The sequence below is a fragment of the Kitasatospora sp. NPDC049258 genome, assembly GCF_040678895.1.
GTDB lineage: Bacteria > Actinomycetota > Actinomycetes > Streptomycetales > Streptomycetaceae > Kitasatospora.
Map to the genome: position 1 here is coordinate 1 of NZ_JBFAQT010000003.1, position 14,834 is coordinate 14,834.

The 14,834-nt window shown below is 72.8% G+C and carries 14 protein-coding genes; 10 read left to right on the plus strand and 4 right to left on the minus strand.

The genetic code is table 11. The features are described 5' to 3' along the window. Positions 1-530 precede the first annotated feature (530 nt). The gene (locus tag AB0K43_RS03335; RefSeq protein WP_363635272.1) at positions 531-944 is read right to left on the minus strand and encodes a PLD nuclease N-terminal domain-containing protein; all 414 of its coding nucleotides are present in this window, start codon (positions 942-944) and stop codon (positions 531-533) included. Between the two features lie 97 nt (positions 945-1,041). On the opposite strand from AB0K43_RS03335, the gene AB0K43_RS03340 reads away from it, so the two are divergent. The 3 genes from AB0K43_RS03340 (at position 1,042) to AB0K43_RS03350 (ending at position 3,890) form a co-directional block, all read left to right on the plus strand. Continuing rightward, a complete protein-coding gene (locus tag AB0K43_RS03340; RefSeq protein WP_363635274.1) occupies positions 1,042-2,499 on the plus strand; it encodes a menaquinone biosynthesis decarboxylase in 1,458 nt (485 codons plus the stop codon). After that, entirely contained in the window at positions 2,496-3,395 is a 900-nt protein-coding gene (mqnP, locus tag AB0K43_RS03345; RefSeq protein WP_363635276.1) for a menaquinone biosynthesis prenyltransferase MqnP, read from the plus strand. Before AB0K43_RS03340 ends, mqnP begins: the two co-directional genes overlap by 4 nt. 120 nt (positions 3,396-3,515) lie before the next feature. Continuing rightward, positions 3,516-3,890: a VOC family protein gene (locus tag AB0K43_RS03350; RefSeq protein WP_363635279.1), complete on the plus strand. Its 375-nt coding sequence runs from the start codon at positions 3,516-3,518 to the stop codon at positions 3,888-3,890. On the opposite strand, the gene AB0K43_RS03355 is transcribed toward AB0K43_RS03350, so the two are convergent. Together AB0K43_RS03355 and AB0K43_RS03360 are read right to left on the minus strand one after the other, a co-directional pair. Continuing rightward, positions 3,839-4,666, minus strand: a complete 828-nt coding sequence (locus AB0K43_RS03355) for an MOSC N-terminal beta barrel domain-containing protein (RefSeq protein WP_363635281.1) — start codon at positions 4,664-4,666, stop codon at positions 3,839-3,841. The genes AB0K43_RS03350 and AB0K43_RS03355 overlap by 52 nt on opposite strands. Positions 4,667-4,727: 61 nt before the next feature. Continuing rightward, complete coding sequence (locus AB0K43_RS03360) at positions 4,728-5,468, minus strand: cyclase family protein (RefSeq protein ID WP_363635283.1); 741 nt, start codon at positions 5,466-5,468, stop codon at positions 4,728-4,730. 67 nt (positions 5,469-5,535) lie between these two features. On the opposite strand from AB0K43_RS03360, the gene AB0K43_RS03365 reads away from it, so the two are divergent. The 6 genes from AB0K43_RS03365 (at position 5,536) to AB0K43_RS03390 (ending at position 11,181) form a co-directional block, all read left to right on the plus strand. Continuing rightward, positions 5,536-6,189 carry a UbiX family flavin prenyltransferase gene (locus tag AB0K43_RS03365; RefSeq protein ID WP_363635285.1) on the plus strand — a complete coding sequence of 218 codons (654 nt, stop codon included), beginning with the start codon at positions 5,536-5,538 and terminating at the stop codon, positions 6,187-6,189. Positions 6,190-6,309: 120 nt separating this feature from the next. Continuing rightward, positions 6,310-6,774, plus strand: coding sequence for an Lrp/AsnC family transcriptional regulator (locus AB0K43_RS03370; RefSeq protein ID WP_350638124.1), 465 nt, complete (start codon positions 6,310-6,312; stop codon positions 6,772-6,774). Positions 6,775-6,779: 5 nt separating this feature from the next. Then, positions 6,780-7,742, plus strand: coding sequence for a threonine/serine dehydratase (locus AB0K43_RS03375; RefSeq protein ID WP_363635287.1), 963 nt, complete (start codon positions 6,780-6,782; stop codon positions 7,740-7,742). A gap of 99 nt (positions 7,743-7,841) precedes the next feature. Continuing rightward, positions 7,842-9,005, plus strand: coding sequence for an aminofutalosine synthase MqnE (gene mqnE / locus AB0K43_RS03380; protein ID WP_363635289.1), 1,164 nt, complete (start codon positions 7,842-7,844; stop codon positions 9,003-9,005). 162 nt (positions 9,006-9,167) lie between these two features. Then, positions 9,168-10,121 (plus strand): hypothetical protein, encoded by a 954-nt coding sequence (locus AB0K43_RS03385; protein WP_363635291.1) that lies wholly within the window; start codon positions 9,168-9,170, stop codon positions 10,119-10,121. A 118-nt stretch (positions 10,122-10,239) separates the two neighbouring features. Continuing rightward, a complete protein-coding gene (locus tag AB0K43_RS03390) occupies positions 10,240-11,181 on the plus strand; it encodes a beta-ketoacyl-ACP synthase III (protein WP_363635293.1) in 942 nt (313 codons plus the stop codon). 203 nt (positions 11,182-11,384) lie between these two features. Here the strand turns inward: AB0K43_RS03390 and AB0K43_RS03395 are convergent, their stop codons facing one another. Further along, positions 11,385-12,026 (minus strand): TetR family transcriptional regulator, encoded by a 642-nt coding sequence (locus tag AB0K43_RS03395; RefSeq protein WP_363635295.1) that lies wholly within the window; start codon positions 12,024-12,026, stop codon positions 11,385-11,387. 379 nt (positions 12,027-12,405) lie between these two features. Between AB0K43_RS03395 and AB0K43_RS03400 the strand changes: the two genes are divergently transcribed. Then, a complete protein-coding gene (locus tag AB0K43_RS03400) occupies positions 12,406-14,751 on the plus strand; it encodes a PQQ-binding-like beta-propeller repeat protein (RefSeq protein ID WP_363635297.1) in 2,346 nt (781 codons plus the stop codon). Positions 14,752-14,834: the final 83 nt, after the last annotated feature.

Below are 14,834 nucleotides of genomic sequence, written 5' to 3' on the forward strand. Positions count from 1 at the left end.
ATGCTGCGCCTCGGTCGCCTTCTCGCTCGGACCCCGGCGGACCTGCTCCCGAAGCTCGTGCAGCTCGGCCACCCGCCCCCGCGCATCAGCGGGGGTCTCGGGGACCTCGTCGCCGATCGGCGCCTCGTGCAGAACCGTCATCTCGAAACCACTCCAAGTCGCGGGAACTGTCCGACAGCCGGACCTGCTGTGGGCGGCTGCTGCTGCGAACACTTCTTCACTTACGACACTACGAGGCCGGGCCGCCGCGTTTCGGCGTCGATTCCGTACAAGGTCGGGAGCCAATAGATGTGCAGGCTGAACAGAACGGCACCGCGCAACCCGGCCCGGCGGCCGGGCCTCGTACGACTGTCCGAACGGTGTCCCGGTGGTCGGACCGGAGGGGGAACCGGCAGGTCAGCGGTGTGCGTGCGCGAGATGATCACGCCCCGGAGCCCGGCCTGGGCCGGGTGCGCCGGGGCGGCGGGACGGGCGGCGAACGGTACGGCAAACGGGCGGTGACTCGTAGGGAAGCGCCAAAATCGTTCTGGTCAGGCCCGAGGCCCCTGATCGGGGTCCTCCGAGCCGCGCAGATCCTCCTCGCGGCGACGCAGATCGGCCTCCCACTGCTTGAGCATTTCCTCGTGCCGGTGGTTGTCCTTCTTCAGCGAGGCGAGGAACTCCGGATCGTCGTCCGGCGCGAGCTGCCGGCCGCGCGGCCGCTCACCCGCGGGGTGGCCGGCGCCGGCCCCGGACGGCCACGCCGCCGAGCGCCCCCGGGCCGAGCGGCGCTCCTTGCCGACCGCCAGCCAGGCGATCGAGCCGACCAGCGGGAAGAGCAGCACGACGATCACCCAGACCACCTTCGGCAGGTACCGCACCTCCTCCTCCGGCGTGGTCAGGCAGTCGATGAAGGCCCACACCCAGAAGGCGAGGGCGAGCAGGAAAGGCAGGTTCCTCAGCACGGCGGTGAACTCCCCCGGAGAATTCGGCAGGCGGGCCCGGACGACGGGACGGGACCCTTGGCGGGGCCAGGCTAGTCCGTACCGGATACTGGCAGGCATGGCATACGACGATCTCCGTTCGTTTCTGAGGGCCTTGGAGCGAGAGGGTGACCTCAAGCGGATCAAGGCAGAGGTGGACCCGTACCTGGAGGTCGGGGAGATCGTCGACCGGGTGCAGAAGGCCAAGGGCCCGGCGCTGCTGTTCGAGAACGTCAAGGGCGCCTCGATGCCGCTGGCGATGAACGTGTTCGGCACCGAGCGGCGCCTCGCCAAGGCGCTCGGCCTGAAGTCCCCGGACGAGATCTCCGAGAAGATCGGCGGCCTGCTCAAGCCGGAGCTGCCGAACGGCTTCACCGGCATCCGCGAGGCCTTCGGCAAGCTGGCCTCGATGACGCACGTCCCGCCGAAGAAGGTGAAATCCGGCGAGGCCCCCGTCCAGGAGGTCGTGCTCACCGGGGAGGACGTCAACCTGGACGAGCTGCCCGCCCTGTTCACCTGGCCGCAGGACGGCGGGTCCTTCTTCAACCTGGGCCTGACCCACACCAAGGACCCGGACACCGGGGTGCGCAACCTCGGCCTCTACCGGCTCCAGCGGCACGACCGGCGCACCATCGGCATGCACTGGCAGATCCACAAGGACAGCCGCAACCACGCCGCGGTCGCCGCCGCGCGCGGCGAGAAGCTGCCGGTCGCGATCGCCTTCGGCTGCCCGCCCGCCGTCACCTACGCGGCCACCGCGCCACTGCCGGGCGACATCGACGAGTACCTGTTCGCCGGCTTCGTGGCCGGGGAGCGGACCAGGATGGTCGACTGCAGGACCGTCCCGCTCCAGGTGCCCGCCGACGCCGAGGTGGTGCTGGAGGGCTGGCTGGAGCCCGGGAAGATGCTGCCGGAGGGCCCGTTCGGCGACCACACCGGCTTCTACACGCCGCAGGAGCCGTTCCCCGCGCTCACCATCGACTGCGTGACCATGCGGCGGCGCCCGCTGCTCCAGTCCATCGTGGTCGGCCGTCCGCCGACCGAGGACGGGCCGCTGGGCAAGTTCACCGAGCGGTTCTTCCTGCCGCTGCTGAAGGTGATCATCCCGGACATCGTCGACTACGACCTGCCCGAGGCCGGCGGCTTCCACAACTGCGTGATCGTCTCGATCGACAAGAAGTACCCCAAGCACGCCCAGAAGGTGATGCACGCGATCTGGGGCGCGCACATGATGTCGCTGACCAAGCTGATCATCGTGGTGGACTCCGACTGCGACGTGCACGACTACCACGAGGTGGCCTGGCGGGCGCTCGGCAACGTCGACTACAGCCGCGACCTCTCGGTCGTCGAGGGCCCGGTCGACCACCTGGACCACGCCTCGTACCAGCAGTTCTGGGGCGGCAAGGCGGGCATCGACGCCACCCGCAAGCTGCCCACGGAGGGCTACACCCGGGACGGCGGCTGGCCCGAGATGGTCAGCTCCGACCCGGCCACCGCCGAACGCGTGACGCGCCGTTGGAAGGAGTACGGACTGTGACCACCGCCGCCTTCGAAGCCCCGCCGAACAAGGCGAAGGCGTTCCTGCGACTGGTGATGATCGAGCACTCGGTCTTCGCCCTCCCGTTCGCCTACATCGCCGCGCTGACGGCGATGTTCGTCAAGTACGGCGAGGTGCGCTGGGGCGTGCTGCTGCTGGTCACCGTCTGCATGGTCGGGCTGCGGACCTTCGCGATGGCCGCCAACCGGATCATCGACCGGGAGATCGACTCCCGTAACCCGCGCACCGCCGGCCGCGAGCTGGTCACCGGCGCGGTCTCGCTGCGCACGGCCTACCTGGGCTCGGCGATCGCGCTGGTGGTCTTCCTCGGCGCGGCCGCCCTGCTCAACCCGCTCTGCCTGGCGCTGGCCCCGATCGCCGTGGTGCCGATGGTGGTCTACCCGTACGGCAAGCGGTTCACCGACTTCCCGCACGCCATCCTGGGGCTGGCCCAGGCGATCGGCCCGATCGGCGCCTGGCTGGCCGTGACCGGCTCCTGGTCCTGGGACGCCGTGGTGCTGGGCCTGGCGGTCGGCATCTGGATCGGCGGCTTCGACCTGATCTTCGCCACCCAGGACGTCGCCGCCGACCGCGCCGAGGGCGTCCGCTCGGTGCCCGCCCGCTACGGCATCGCGGCCGCCCTGTACGGCGCCCGCGCCTGTCACGCCGTCACCACCGGCCTGCTGGTCTGGTACGGCCTGCTCACCGACGCGGGCCCGGCCTACTGGGTCGGCCTCGCCGTGGTGGCCGCCGCCTTCGTCCACGAGCACACCATCGTCAAGCCCGCCGACCTCTCCCGGCTCAACCGGGCCTTCTTCACCACCAACGGCTTCGTCGGCATCTCGCTCTTCGCCTTCACCCTCCTCGACCTGATCATCCGGGGCCTCGGGATCTGACCCCGCCGCCCGTGGACCGTGCTCGGACACCCCGGGCGCGGTCCGGGGGGAATGCGGGCCGGCGGGGGATCATGGGCGGGCGGGGGCAGGGCCGGTGGTGGGCGCAGAGAGGTGGATCCGATGATCGGCAAGCTGCAGTGCGTGGTGCTGGACTGCCACTACCCGGCGGGGCTGGCGCACTTCTACGCCGAGCTGCTCGGCGGCGAGGTCGACCGGCCGGATCCGCGCTGGGAGCTGGACGAGGAGTGGTCGACGGTGCACGTGCCCGGCGGGATGGTGCTGGCCTTCCAGCGGGTCGAGGACTTCCGGCCGCCGATGTGGCCGGACCCGGCCCACCCGCAGCAGCTGCACCTGGACATCGAGGTGGAGGACCTGGACGGGGGCGAGGCGAGGGTGCTGGCGCTCGGCGGGGTCCACAAGCTCAGCGAGCCGTCCTGGCGGGTCTACACCGACCCGGCCGGGCACCCGTTCTGCCTGGTCCTGCAGGCCGCCTGAGCGGGCGTCCGACGGCCGCCTCGGCCCGGTGCGGAGCCCAGCGCGAGGAGGTCGCCGAGCCGGATCCGGCCCGGGTGCTCGACGGTGGCCAGGGCGTCCAGCCGGGTGTCGTGGGCCTGGGCGATCGCCTTCAGGATCTCGGGAGCGTGCGGCAGCCCGGGCTGAGCGGTGCCGGTCATCGCGCAGCGCTCGCTGGAGCGCACGAAGGTCAGCCGGGCGCCCTCCGGTTCCCCGCCCGTCGGCCCGCCGCCGTCCCGGCCGAACCAGCCCTCCCGGCCGAACCAGTCGTCCTCGACGAAGGCCGGGGTGCCGGGCGGGGTGCGCAGCAGGATGTTGGGGCGAAACCGCCGCTCGTCCACCACGGCCGACGGGACGGCCGCCCGGACCCAGTCCAGGGTGGCGGTGGTGAGCACGCTGACCGGCAGCTGGTCGAAGTGCGAGACGGCGTCCTCGCGGGCCAGCTCGACGTCGTCGCGCTCCAGGTAGGCGCGCAGGAAGGCGTTCGGGTCGCCGACCGGGCCGCCGAGCGGGTCGAACAGCTCGGGGCCGTCGATCCGGCTGCCGAGCCGGGAGCTGAGCCGCAGCAGGCCGTCCATCCGGCGAAAGCGCCGGGTGTTCTTGCCCGAGCCGAACTTCCCGGCCCCGTCGCGGACGGCGTAGAGCCGGTCCCCGGCCAGCCCGCGCTCGTCGACCTCGACGACGTCGAGCGGCTCGCCGCCGGTGGACTTCACCGGGTACCGCCAGAGCCGCTCCACGACTCCGATGATCTCTGCCATGGTGCGAGCCTAGCGGCGGCCCCCCAGTTGGTCTAGACCTATGGGCGGGTGCGGGGTGGGCTCAGCCCAGCCGGGCGACCGCCCGCACCGGTGCGCCGTCCGCCGCCGCCAGCCGGAGCGGGAAGAGCGAGACCTCCAGGGACCGGCCGGCCGCCTGGGCCGCCAGCAGCGGGGACAGATCGGTCAGGTTCTCGGCGATCACCGCACCGCCGGCCGGCCGGAGCAGCACCCGGTGGGCCGCCAGGCTCGGCTCCTCGGGGGCCGGATCGTGCTCGTCCGCCAGCTGTGCCAGCAGCTCGGCCACCGCGGGATCGGCCGGCCCCGGATCGGGTGTCCGGTCCACCGAGAGCGCGTCCACCCCGACGGTGCGGATGCCGGCCGCGACGATCGCCTCGGCGGCCGGGACGCCCAGGTAGGGGTGGGCCAGGTACCGGTCGGTGCCCCAGTGCCGGGGCCAGCCGGTCGCCAGCAGCAGCACCGTGCCCGGGGCGGCCCGCTCCAGGGCCGGCGCCAGCCGGTCCGCGGTCACCTCCGTCCGGGGCGCCAGTCCGCGCAGGTCGGCGACCACCGCCGGGCCGGTGAACAGCTCCAGCGGCAGCCCGTCCAGGGTCGGCCAGGTCACGTCCACGTGGTACGGCGCGTCCACGTGCGTCCCCGACTGCGAACCCAGGTGCAGGCCCAGCACGTTCACCCCGTCGGCCGCCGCGGTCAGGGCGGGCCGCAGCACCACCTCCGGGTCGCCCGGGTAGACCGGCATCCCCGTGACCACCGGGTGCGTGAGATCGATCAGCGTCGGCGCCATACCGCCCATCCTCTCCCAGTCGCACGCCCGTCCAGGCGCACTCCGGCACAAGGCCTAGGGTGCCGGTATGAGTGATCAGCAGGTGCGGCAGCCGTGGGTGGTCGGGGTATCGGGCGCGTCGGGGACGCCGTACGCGGCGTCGGTGATCCGCGGGCTGCTGGCGGCCGGCGAGGCGGTGGACCTGGTGGTCAGCCGCGCGGCGCGGCTGACGATCCTGGACGAGACCGGCATCTCCTTCCGGGACGCCCACTGGCGCAAGGACCTGGCCGCCTGGACCGGCGTCGAGGACCTGTCCGGCGTCCGCCACTGGGCGGCCGGCGACTTCGCGGCCGGGCCGTCCAGCGGCTCGTACCCGGCCAAGGGCATGCTGGTCGTGCCCGCCACCACCGGGGCGGTGGCCGGGATCGCCCTCGGGCTGTCCAAGGACCTGCTGCAGCGCGCGGCCAGCGTGACGCTGAAGGAGCGTCGGCCGCTGGTGGTGTGCGTTCGCGAGACGCCCCTCGATGGGGTGACGTTGAAGCACCTGGTGGAGCTGGACGCCCAGGGTGCGGTGGTGCTCCCGGCCTCGCCGGGCTTCTACGCGGGCGGCTCCACCGCCCGTGAACTGGTGGATTTCGTGGCCGGCCGGGTGCTCGACGCGGTGGGGGTGCGGCACGCGCTGTACCGCCGTTGGGAGGGTGAACTGGGCGGGGCGGTGAAGGCCCCGGGCCGGGCCGGGTGAGCGGGCGGTGAACGGGAGAGTATGTTCTTTGCGATATCCGGGTCGATCCGCGTGTAGCGCCTTTGATTTCGGATAATGATCAGTGGGTCTGGAGAGGTTCGGAAGGACGCGGGCAGGCATATGGACTCAGTGGACAGACAGCTCATCCAGGCGCTCCGGGAGAACGGCCGCGCCTCGTACGCCGAGCTGGGCCGGTTGGTCGGCCTGTCGGGCCCCAGCGTGACCGACCGGATCAACCGGCTGGAGCAGGCCGGTGTGATCACCGGCTACCGGGCGACCGTCAACCCGGCCTCGCTGGGCTACGGCGTGACCGCCCTGATCGGCCTTCAGCTCACCGACGCCGCCGACCACGAGGACGTGGCGCACCGGCTGAAGGACCTCCCCGAGGTCGAGGACTGCTGGTTCATCGCGGGCGACGACTCGTACATGCTGAAGGTCCGGGTGCCGGACGTCGAGGGCCTGGAGTCGGTGGTCAAGCGGATCTCGGGGACCAAGGGTGTGGCCCGGACCAGGACCACGGTGGTGCTCTCCACCAAGTGGGAGAACCGGGTGAGTGAGTTGCCGTTGACCGAAGTGGGGGAGTGAGCCGGATGTCGCTGGTCGGTCTGGAGGAGCTGCGCGCCGCGCAGCGGCGGATTGCCGGGGTCGCCGTGCGCACCCCGCTGCTGCCGTGCCCGTGGGCGGCGGACGGCACCCGCGCGCTCTGGCTCAAGCCGGAGGGCCTCCAGCCCACCGGGGCGTTCAAGATCCGCGGTGCCTACAACCGCCTCGCCGCGCTGAGCGAGGCGGAGCGGGCCCGTGGCGTGGTCGCCCAGTCCAGCGGCAACCACGCGCAGGCGGTGGCCTACGCGGCGGGGATCCTCGGCATCAAGGCCGTGATCGTGATGCCCGACACCTCACCGGCCGTCAAGGTCGAGAACACCCGGGCCTTCGGCGCCGAGGTGGTGCTGGTCACCCCCGCCGAGCGGGACGTGCTGCCCGTCGAGCTGGTGTCCCGGCACGGGTACGTGTGGGTGCCGCCGTACGACGACCCGTACATCATCGCCGGGCAGGGCACGGTCGGCCTGGAGATTGCCGAGGACGCCCCGGACGAGCTGGACACCGTGCTCGTCCCGGTCAGCGGCGGCGGTCTGATCTCCGGCACGGCGGCGGCCCTCAAGCTGGCCTGCCCGGGCGTGCGGGTGATCGGGGTGGAGCCGGAGCTGGCCGCCGACGCGCAGGCGAGCCTGCGCACGGGGCGCCACACCGCCTGGCCGGTCGCCGACACCTACCGGACGATCGCGGACGGCCTGCGGACGCCGTCGGTCGGGGCGCTGCCGTTCGAGCACCTGCAGGCCTACGTGGACGACATCGTGACGGTCAGCGAGGCCGAGATCCGCGCGACCGTGGCGCTGCTGGCCCGCCGCGGCCGGCTGGTCGCCGAGCCCTCCGGCGCGGTCGCCCCGGCGGCGTACTTCCACCGCGCGGCCGAACTGGAGGGCCGGGTCTTCGCCGCCGTGGTGAGCGGCGGCAACCTCGATCCGGCGCTGCTCGCCGAACTCCTCGCCGTCTGACCCGCCGGGCGCCCCGGCGCCCCCTGGAGCCCGCGCCGTACTGCGGGGCGTAGGCTCAGTGGCGGCATTGATCGGACGTCGGAGGAGGCGGAGCACCGCATGGACGCAGGGCTCAAGCGCGAGCTGGAGGCGAAGGTCTACGCGGGTGAGCGACTGACCCGCGAGGACGGCATCGCGCTCTACGAGAGCGACGACCTGGCCTGGCTGGGCGGCCTCGCGCACCACGTGCGGACGCGGAAGAACGGCGACGTCGTCCACTTCAACGTCAACCGCCACCTCAACATGACCAACGTCTGCGCGGCCTCCTGCGCGTACTGCTCGTTCCAGCGCAAGCCGGGCGAGAAGGACGCCTACACGATGCGGATCGAGGAGGCGGTGAAGCTCGCCAAGGCGATGGAGGTCGACTCCCTCACCGAGCTGCACATCGTCAACGGCCTGCACCCGACCCTGCCGTGGCGCTACTACCCGCGCTCCCTGCGCGAGCTGAAGGCGGCGCTGCCGAACGTCTCGCTGAAGGCGTTCACCGCCACCGAGATCCACTGGTTCGAGCGGATCAGCGGCCTGTCCGCGAGCGAGATCCTGGACGAACTGATCGACGCCGGCCTGGAGTCGCTGACCGGCGGCGGCGCGGAGATCTTCGACTGGGAGGTCCGCCAGCACATCGTCGACCACGAGACCCACTGGGAGGACTGGTCGCGGATCCACCGCCTGGCGCACGAGAAGGGCCTCAAGACCCCGTGCACCATGCTGTACGGGCACATCGAGGAGCCCCGCCACCGGGTCGACCACGTGCTGCGGCTGCGTGAGCTCCAGGACGAGACCGGCGGCTTCCAGGTCTTCATCCCGCTGCGCTACCAGCACGACTTCCACGACTCCAAGGACGGCGTGGTCCGCAACAAGCTGATGGCGCGCACCGAGATGGCCACCGGCGCCGAGGCGCTGAAGACCTTCGCGGTGTCCCGGCTGCTCTTCGACAACGTGCCGCACGTCAAGGTCTTCTGGGTGATGCACGGCGTCACCACCGCGCAGCTGGCGCTCAGCCATGGTGCGGACGACATGGACGGCTCGGTGGTCGAGTACAAGATCACCCACGACGCGGACAACTTCGGCACGCCGAACAAGCTCGGCCGCGCCGATCTGCTCGACCTGATCCGGGACGCCGGGTTCCGCCCGGTGGAGCGGAACACCCGCTACGAGATCATCCGCGAGTACGACGGCCCGGACCTGCAGCGTCGCGAGACCCCGCAGGCGATGCGCCTCTGATCCCGGCCCGCAGGCCTCCCGACCCGGCCGGTCGGGAGGCCTGCGGCGTTCCGGGGCGGCCCGCGGACACCGGGACCGTTCATGAAAGTGAGCGCGTATGCTCACAGGCTCACCACACGCCACGGGTTTCGCATCGACCCGCGGCTTGGAAGGATCGTCAGCATGTCCGGTACCCGCCGCGCCACCTCGCCCCGCCGCTCGGCCGCAGTGCCCGCGCCGCGGCGCGGCGAGCCCGCCACGGAGCCCAGGGCCGAGCAGCTCGGCCCGCGCAGCGGCCGCCGCCGCCGGGCGAAACCCAAGCGGCGCGGCGGCAAGCTGACGGTGGGGGCGGCGATGCTGCTGGCGGCCGCCGCGGGCTGGTTCGCCGTCGGCCCCGGGCGGGGCTTCCCCGAGTCGATAGCCGCGGGCGCCCCCGACCGGGCCGAGCCCGACACCACCGTGCCGCAGGGCGACCCGGCCGCCCAGCCGGCCGCCGGCCGCACCGAGGCGCCCGCCGCGGACCGCTCCACCCGCAACGACGGCGGCCTGGCCGCGATCGCCGGGCTCGGCCCGACCTGGATGGCCAAGGTGCCGGCCCAGACCACCCAGCTGGTGCTGGTCTCGGGCCAGGGCAAGGACTCCTCGGACTCCACCGTGACGATCTGGACCCGCACCCCGGACGGCCGCTGGCAGCCGGGGCAGAGCTGGCCCTCCCACAACGCGCTCAAGGGCTGGACCGCCAAGCACACCGAGGGCGACCTGCGCAGCCCGGTCGGGCTCTTCTCGCTCAGCGACGCCGGCGGACGCAAGGCCGACCCGGGCAGCCGGCTCCCGTACACCGAGGACTCCGCCTTCGTGATGGGCGGGCGCGGCTTCAACGGGGAGCCGCTCGCGGGGTCCTTCGACTACGTGGTGGCGATCGACTACAACCGGGTCACCGGCCGCTCGCCGCTGGACACCGCCAAGCCCGAGGGCAAGACCAAGGGCGGCGGGATCTGGATCCACCTGGACCACGGCGGCCCGACCCACGCCTGCATCTCGCTCACCGAGGACCACATGGTCGAGCTGATCAAGACGCTCGATCCGGCCGCCCATCCGATGATCGCCATGGGGGACGCCGCTTCGCTGGCGGTCTGACCTGGGTCGTCGGCCCGGGCGCGGCAAGGGGTGTTGTCCGGCCCCTACAGCTTCCGCCACCGGATCCTGTCTGAGGGCGTCACCGCCCGACCCGCCGGTAACCGGGTTGAGTTGCGGTATGACCGCCTCCCGTATCGTGTCGCTCGGCCACTACCAGCCGCCCAAGGTCCTCACCAACGACGACCTGGCGAAGCTGGTCGACACCGACGACGAGTGGATCCGCTCCCGGGTGGGCATCCGCACCCGGCACATCGCGGTCGACGAGACCCTGGTCGACCTGGCCACCGAAGCCGCGCAGAAGGCGCTGGCCGGCAGCGGCTTCCAGGCCGGCGAGATCGACCTGGTGGTGGTCGCCACCTGCACCGCCGTCGAGCGCAGCCCCAACACCGCCGCCGCGGTCGCCGCCCGGCTCGGCGTGCCGTCCCCGGCCGCGTACGACATCAACACGGTCTGCTCGGGCTTCTCCTACGCGCTGGCCACCGCCGACCACGCGATCCGGGCCGGCTCGGCCACCAGGGCGCTGGTGATCGGCGCCGAGCGGATGTCGGACACCATCGACTGGACCGACCGCTCCACCTGCGTGATCTTCGGCGACGGCGCCGGCGCGGCCGTGGTCGAGGCGGTGCCGGACGAGCAGTCCGGGATCGGCCCGGTGGTCTGGGGGTCGACCCCGGAGAAGGGCGACGCCGTGGTGATCACCGGGTGGGACCCGACCATCAGCCAGCAGGGCCAGGCCGTGTTCCGCTGGGCGACCACCGCGATCGCCCCGCTGGCCCGCGAGACCTGCCGCAAGGCGGGGCTGGAGCCGGCCGAGCTGAAGGGCTTCGTCGCGCACCAGGCCAACCTGCGGATCATCGACGCGATCGCCGCCAAGCTCGGCGCGCCGGACGCGGTGGTGGCCCGGGATGTGGTGGACTCGGGGAACACCTCCGCCGCCTCGATCCCGCTGGCGCTCTCCAAGCTGGTCGAGCGGGGCGAGCTGGTCTCCGGCGACCCGGTGCTGCTCTTCGGCTTCGGCGGCGGCCTGGCGTACGCCGGCCAGGTGGTGCGCTGCCCGTAGCCGCGCAGCCGTACCCGCACGCGCCCGTGGGGCGGCCGGAACCAGCTCGGTTCCGGCCGCCCCACGGTGGTGTTGCGACTCGTTGGTGCGCGTCACGGTACGTCGGCGGACCTCCCCCGAGGACACGGCCGCCGTCCGACACACCCCGGACAGGAGGCCGGGAGCTGCGCGCTGGATGGACGGGTGGGTGGGTGGTGGCGTCCCTACTTGGGCGGCTTCTTCCCGGCGACGCCCAGGTACACCTGGAGTGCCAGGTTGGGCTTGAGGTCCTTGACCTTCACGCCCCAGGAGGTGAACGCCTTCTGGTGCTCGGCGGCTGCGGCCAGCAGCGAGACCAGTGCACCGGCGAATGCCGCCGGATCGACCGACTTGTCGGTCTTGCCCTGGTTCGCCTTCACCGCCTCGGCGAGCGGACCGGCGACCGAGTTGAGGACCTTCATGCGGAGCTTGAAGAACCGCTTGTCCCCCTCGGCCGCACCGAGAGTGACGACGCGCAGAATGGCGTCGTTCTTGCGCCAGAAGGCGAGGAATCCGTCCACCAGATCTTCCGAAGTGGCGTAGCCGGTCTTTCCCGCCCAGGACTTTCCATCGACGAGCTCTTTGAGCCCGCCGCTGTCCTCGGCCATTTCCTCTGCGATCTCGAGGACGGCGCCCTCGACATCCGGGAAGTACTGGTAGAAGGTCGCGGGGGAGGTACCCGCCATACGGGCGACGTCGATGACCTTGACGTCCCGATAGGGCGACGTGCTGAGCATCTCGCGGAGGCAGTCGAGCAGCTTCTGCCGCGTCTCCTGTCCGCGTCGCCCGGCGACGCGACCGTCGACGGTGCGAACTTGTCCTGTCATGCCGTCAGCTTACCGTGGCGAGATCTTGGCGCGATTCGGTGATGCGACTATTACGCCGCTCGGGGGTGCTAAAGCAGTGCGCCCCAGGAGTGTACGGACGGAATTTCAACGGACTGCTCCGATGCTGTTGAAGCCCCCCCGTGCACTGATGACCCCACAGCGTGACGAGGGGTCGGCTGAAGGGCGGTCGGATGACCGAGGGTGACGACCGCCGAACCGTCAGATCGCCCCGCGGCGGTCCGGGGCCGCAGCGGCGCGGAGGGGGGCCGGGCAACCGGCGACGCGGTGTGGGCGGGGGAGATTGGATCCCGGGGGGTGGGCATTGGACAATCGGGTCCGGCACCCGATGGGTGGCGGCAGAAGGGGAGGTGGCTACGGAGTGGACCAGCTGACGGCGCACGACCCGAGACGGATCGGGCCCTTCGAGGTGCTCGGGCGGCTCGGCGCGGGCGGGATGGGCCTGGTCTACCTGGCCCGGTCGGCCTCCGGCCGGCGGGTCGCCATCAAGACCGTGCGCAGCGAACTGGCCGAGGACGACCTGTTCCGGGTGCGGTTCGCCCGGGAGATCGCGGCGGCCAAGACGGTCGGCGGCTTCTACACCGCGGCGGTGGTCGACGCGGACGCGGACGCGGCGGTGCCCTGGCTGGCCACCGCCTACGTGCCCGCGCCCTCCCTGGAGGACCTGGTCAACGAGTGCGGTCCGCTGCCGGTGGACGCGGTCCGCTGGCTCACCGCCGGGATCGCCGAGGCGCTGCAGTCGATCCACCACGCCGGGCTGGTGCACCGCGACCTGAAGCCGTCCAACGTGCTGGTGGTCGAGGACGGTCCGCGGGTGATCGACTTCGGCATCGCGGCCGGGGTCTCCAACACCCGGCTGACCATGACCAACGTCGCGGTCGGCACCCCCGCCTACATGTCGCCCGAGCAGGCCAGGGACAGCCGCAGCGTCAAGGGGGCCAGCGACATCTTCTCGCTCGGCTCGCTGATCGTCTTCTGTGCCACCGGCCACGCCCCCTACCGCGGCGCCAACCCGGTGGAGACGGTGTTCCAGCTGCTGCGGGACCAGCCCGACCTGTCCGGGCTGCCGTTGGAGCTGGTGGACCTGGTCCGGGCCTGCATGCGGCCGGCCGCCGAGCACCGGCCGACCCCGGCCCAGCTGCAGGCCGAGCTGGCCCCGCACCTGTTCTCCCGGGACGACGCCTCCGGGGAGGCCGGGGACTGGCTGCCGCCGGCCGCGCTGGACCTGATCGAGCGCAAGCGCAGCCGCCGGCCGCTGCCGCCCGTGCCGGTGCAGCCGCGGCCGGTCCACCAGGCGCCCCCGCCGCCGGTGCGGCTGCCGCAGCCGGCCCACCCGCCGGCCCCGCCGGCCCGGCTCGCCGACCCGCGCACGGACGGCGGCTCGCTGGGCGCCGACGCGGCCACCGAGAAGATCCGCGGCAGCCGTCCGGCGGCCGGCTCCGATGCCGAGGTGCGGCTGCCCGGCGCCTCGGTACGGATAGGGCCCGGGCCGCGCGCCGACCAGACCGGCAGCGTCGCCCCCGCAGCCCCGCCCGCCGGTACGGACTGGGTCCGCCGCACCGGGGCGTCGCACGCGCCGGTGGCGCCGCCGCCCGCCCTGCCGTCCCAGGCCGGGCCGGTGGCCCGCTGGCGGCCCTGGCGGTTCCGGATGTCCAACGACGTCTGGGGCACCCCGGTGGTGGCGGACGGAACGCTGTTCGTCTCCAGCTTCGAGGTGCACGCGCTGGACATCGCCTCCGGCGAGCGGCGCTACAAGACCCGGGACGTGGCCTGGGCGCTGGCGGTGGACGCCGGACGGGTGCACGCGGCCGACGGCCCGCACCTGTACACGGTGGACGTCGCCGACGGCACCGAGCGCTGGCGCAGCTCGCTGGACGGCTGGATCTACTCGCTGGACGCCGCCGACGGGGTGCTCTGCTGCGGGATCAGGGGCGGCGGGGTGCAGCTGCGTTCGGCCGCCAGCGGCGCCGAGCTGTGGCGGGCGGACGACGCCCAGCAGGACTACGAGAACCCGCAGTCCGGTCCGGCCCTGGTCGGCGGCAGCGCGTACTACTACGGCGCCGGGCGGCTGCGCTGCGTCGACCCGCGGGGCAGCGGGCTGCGCTGGTCCTTCCAGGTCGGCGAGGAGGTCCCGTCCCGCCCGGTCGGGCGCGCCGGGGTGGTCCACCTGACCGCGGGGACGAGGGTGCACGCGCTGGACGCCGCCACCGGCGCGGAGCGCTGGCGCTTCGACGCACCGGTGGTGCTGTTCTCCCCGCCCGCGGTGGACGGCGCCGCCGTCTACGTCGCGGACTACCTGGGCACCCTGTACGCGCTGGACGCGGCCACCGGGCGGGAGCGCTGGCGCGCCCGTACGGCGGGCCGGCAGGGGGCCGAGCCGGTGGTGCTCGCCGAGGACACCGCGCTGCTCGGCTCGGGCGACACGCTGTTCGCCTTCGACACCGCCACCGGGCGGGAGCGCTGGCGCTACACCACCCGGGGGGAGATCGTCGGGCTGCCCGCGGTCGCCGACGGGCTGGTGCACATCGGCAGCAAGGACCACTCGCTGCACACGGTGGACCTGGCGACCGGCCGGCTGCGCTGGGAGCTGGGCACCAAGGGCGAGCTGACCGGCTCCCCGGTGGCGGTCGGCGGCCGGGTCTTCGTCGGGAGCAAGGACCGCTGCGTGTACGCGCTCGACTCGTTCTACGGCACGGCGGTGCCGTAGGCCCCGGAGGGCGACGGGGCCCGATCGACGGCGGGCCCGTCCGCGTCGGCGTGACGTGGACGGGCCCTCGGTCGTGCGGCCGG